At 61.5% G+C, this 3,806-nt stretch carries 6 protein-coding genes; all 6 read right to left on the bottom strand.

What is annotated here, in order from left to right; genetic code table 11:
- A partial coding sequence (locus VHE12_11370) for a DUF1802 family protein (protein HVZ81376.1) occupies nt 1–245 on the bottom strand: 245 nt, incomplete at its 3' end.
- A 191-nt stretch (nt 246–436) separates the two neighbouring features.
- A complete protein-coding gene (locus VHE12_11365) occupies nt 437–1,309 on the bottom strand; it encodes a GRP family sugar transporter (GenBank protein HVZ81375.1) in 873 nt (290 codons plus the stop codon).
- A gap of 4 nt (nt 1,310–1,313) precedes the next feature.
- The gene (locus VHE12_11360; GenBank protein ID HVZ81374.1) at nt 1,314–2,669 is read right to left on the bottom strand and encodes a hypothetical protein; all 1,356 of its coding nucleotides are present in this window, start codon (nt 2,667–2,669) and stop codon (nt 1,314–1,316) included.
- Nucleotides 2,670–2,759: 90 nt separating this feature from the next.
- Nucleotides 2,760–2,963: a hypothetical protein gene (locus tag VHE12_11355; protein ID HVZ81373.1), complete on the bottom strand. Its 204-nt coding sequence runs from the start codon at nt 2,961–2,963 to the stop codon at nt 2,760–2,762.
- 23 nt (nt 2,964–2,986) lie between these two features.
- Nucleotides 2,987–3,424: a ribosomal protein S18-alanine N-acetyltransferase gene (gene rimI / locus VHE12_11350; GenBank protein HVZ81372.1), complete on the bottom strand. Its 438-nt coding sequence runs from the start codon at nt 3,422–3,424 to the stop codon at nt 2,987–2,989.
- 90 nt (nt 3,425–3,514) lie between these two features.
- Nucleotides 3,515–3,806, bottom strand: a 292-nt coding sequence (locus VHE12_11345) for a hypothetical protein (GenBank protein ID HVZ81371.1), incomplete at its 5' end; no start/stop codon positions are given.

Here is a 3,806-nt window from a genome sequence, read left to right as displayed (position 1 = left end):
ATGCGCTTGGGGTCCTTGTTCTCTTTCTCGATGGAGGCGAGACGGGGCCGCCAGTCGGCCTTGATGGCCGCCGGGGTCTCGTGTTCGAAGGTCGGATAAAGGAAGAACTCGGGATGTTCGGGTTTGAACTCCCCGCCTTCTTCCGCGATGCCGCCTTTGCGAAGAAGGATGGTCTGCTTCCCTTCCTCGAGGGCCTTGAGGACGACGGCCCATTCCTTGAGCGCGATGTTGTTCTGGATCTTCATAATGGGGCAATTATCGGTATTTAAAGGTAAGTTTCAAGCCTTAAGGCCTAAAACAACGGCATTTCACCACAGGCCGCCTTGGGTGGCGGACCGAGAGCGCGGAGAAGGATGCTATTCTTCAAAAAATCACAAAATTTCAACTCTGCGTGCTCGGTGACCTCTGTGGTTCGATAGGCATTTGGGTTCGGTTTTTACCCCGAACAAGCCGTCAGCACGGCGCCGATCGCCACGATCAAAGCGCCGCCCAACACCTTGGGCCAGACCGAGAGCGGGAATTCCTTGAACACGAAGAGCGACCAGAGGGAATAGACCAATCCGCTGGTGTTCACGATGGGCACCGCGCGCGAAAGGCCCAGGCTTTCGATCGCCAAAAGGAAGAAGGCCGTGCCTCCCGCCCAGAGGAAAGCCGAGAGCAATCCCATCGCGAAGTTCCGGGCGGTGAACAGGCCCTTGGGCACTTTCAGGAAAAGCAGGAGCGCCGGAAGGGTCCCACCGAAGGCCAGTCCCGCCAGGATGTCCATCGAACCCAGGTCCGCTTCCGGACGCCAGGTCTGCACCGCCTTGACCGGCATGAAATAAAGGCCCCAGAAGAAGCCGGTCAACAACCCGTAGAGCACCCCCTTCCTCAGGTTCCCTTCCTTGGAAGGCGCGGGGGCGATCCCCGCCACGTACCAGGCCCCCGCGAAAAGGACGAGGCCGCCCGCCGACAGGAAGAGATAGGACCGCAGGTCCGAAGCCTCATGGAAAGCCAGCAGGCCGAAGCCGATATTGATGAAGGAATTCACATTGAAAAGCACCGACGACTTGGCGAGGCTCACCTCTTCCAGCGTCATATTGGCCAGGAACTGGCCGGCCACCCAGAGGATCCCCGAGACCAGGCAGGCCCCCATCCAGGTCGGGTGGGCCGCCAGGCGGGCCAGGGAACCGGAACGGGCCAGGTCGAACAACAGCAATCCCACCCCCATGAAAGGGATGAACCCCAGGCCTTTGGCCGTGGCGAAGCGCACCGGCACCATATAGCTCCCGATGCAAAGGAAGGCCCCGGTCACGAAAAGATAGCCCATTCCCCTATTTCCTTTCCTTGGCCGTCTGGGTCCTGGCCACCCGGCGGAGCAGGACGAAGCCGGCCACCCGCAGGACCAGCATGAAGTAAAGGAGCGAGGTGGGTGAGACCTTGCCGTAAAGGAGGCCGCCCAGGAACCCCGTGGCCAGCCCCAGGCGGATAACGGCGCTGCAGGCGGCCACCAGCTTGGCCCGGTCCTTCTCCTGCATCATGTTCATCCAGACCGAGACGTTGATGGAGTTGTAGAGCGCGTTCCCCACGGCCCCCAGGCCCGCCGCGAAGAGGCAGGCCAGGAGCGGGTTCTTGGTCCCTGTCCCCGCCAGGATCAGGACCACCCCGCCGGCCAGCCCCAGCAATTGGTCCATCCCCAGGACCTTCCCCATGAAGCGGAGGGTCAGGTTGGGGATGAGCAGGAACAGGATGAACATGCCCACATAGGTCGCGCCCTGCTGGATGACCGAGATGTTCGACTCCCGCAGGTGCAGTTGGCCCACGTAGTAGAGCGACGCGTAGGTCCCCCAGACGGCGATGATCCACTCGTCGATGACCTTGGAGGCCAGCAATTCCTTCGCGCCCGGCACCTTGAGGAACTTCGAAAGGGCCGCCCCGTACCGGACGACCCCGCCCTTGACCGCCGTCCAAAGGGACTTGGGCGCCTTGGCGAAGACCTGGGAACGCGGGAGCAGGCGCCAGCGCAGGAAGACCCCCAATGTGACCAGCGCGGTGAAGAGCCAGTACATCTGGTGGCTGGCCTCGAGGAACCCGGCTTGTTCCACCCAGGCCCCGCCTAGGATCGGGAAGAAGAGGGCGTAGGGCGCCATGTTGGTCATCTGCAGGACGCTGAAGACCACCGGGCTCTTGCGGCGGTCGATCCCCTCGGTCAGCAGGCCCAGGTAGGCGGGCCCGGAGGCCGCGTTGACCGCGATGAAGAAGAGCGCGCCGATGCACCACCATTTGTTGTCCGCCAGGGACATGCAGAGGCAGTAGCCGCCCCAGCTCACGGCATCGAAGGCGATGAGGGCCCGGTGGCTCCCCCAGAAATCGGCCACGTAACCGCCGATGAAATAGAAGGCCAGCCCCACCAGGTTCATCAGGAACCGGTAGACACCCAGTTCGGTCTCCGAAAGCCCGGCCCGCACCAGGTAAAGGCTCTCGAACTGCCAGGCGATGGCGATGGGGATGACCCAGAGGAGGCCCACATAGACAGTGACCGCCTGGCGGCGGGGCAGCCAGAGGAAGGACCCGCCGACCTTCCGGGTGTGGTCCCCCAGCAGGAAGATGGGTTTTTTAAGGAAGGTCTCATAACCCTGTTCGGCGGTGTCGAAGATGGAGAGGATGAAGTTCTGGACCGGACGGAACATGGGCGCGCCTCAGGGAGGAATGAGGCGGCATTGTAGCAAACGGAATGCGGCGATAAAGACGCTAGATAAGGAAGCGCTTTTCAGGGACTTTTAATAACGGAGCTTTCCCCGGCGCTCCACGATGACACCCTGCAGGACAAAATCCTTCTTCGGGTGGCTGGAGGCCTTCAGAGCGTCGAAGGTCTCCTTGGTCATGGTGATCCCGATCCCGCATTTGCGCCACTTCACGAACTTGGGCTCCGATTTCAGGAGCTCGTCCAACAACTTGACCGCCTCTTTGTCGGTGAACTTCATCCCATCCCCCTTTCTGAAATGAGCTACACCATCTCCTTGATCATCACGATGGCGTCCTCCTGGTTGTCGCTGTAGTACTGCTTGCGGATGGCGACGGTCCGGAAGCCCATTTTCTCATAAAGGGCCTGGGCGGCCTCGTTGGACTGGCGCACTTCCAGGGTGGCCAAGGCCGCCCCCCGTTTTTTGGCGTAATCCAGGCAGTAGTCCATCATCTGGGCCCCCAGCCCTTTCTGGCGGAAATCGGGTCCGATGGCGAGGTTGATGATGTGGGCCTCCTGGGGCGCTTCCCAATAGCCCATGTAACCCGCCACTCTCCCCTCGACCTCCATCACGAAATAATGGGCCGCCTCCCGGTGGAGTTCCTCCTCGAAGAGCTCCTTGGACCAGGGGGACGGCATGGAGGCCTTCTCGATCCCCACCACCGCCTCCAGATCCGCCTCCAACATGGGCCGGAAAATCATAAGACCCTCGAACCACAGAGGACACAGAGGTCGCGGAGAAGGATCTCGGCCGTTAAGGATGAAGTTCTCAATCTCTGTGCTCTCTGTGGTTCAATTGGGTTTCTTCTCGTCCACGGCGGGTTGGCGCAAGTAAAGGGGTCTCAAGTCCTTGACCGTGGTGCGGAGGCCCCGGCTCCATTCCCGGTAGGCCAGCCGTGCGATGCTCATGGCTTTCGGCGCATGCAGGGCATTGAAGGCGAACATCCCTTGGGTCCCCAGGGTTTCCCGGATGGCCGCCTCATATTTGAGCGCGCCCGGCCCCACCACCCAGGCCTTTTCCTTCAAGAGACCCGCCAGCCGGTCGATGGACAGGATCCCCGCCGGTCCTAGCTCCTCGATCGTT

The organism is bacterium (assembly GCA_035549195.1).
In the GTDB taxonomy this organism is placed as follows: domain Bacteria; phylum Oederibacteriota; class Muellerivitia; order Muellerivitales; family Muellerivitaceae; genus DASZRK01.
Note: the sequence above shows the minus strand (reverse complement) of the source record. Positions and strands in the feature narration are given on the sequence as shown.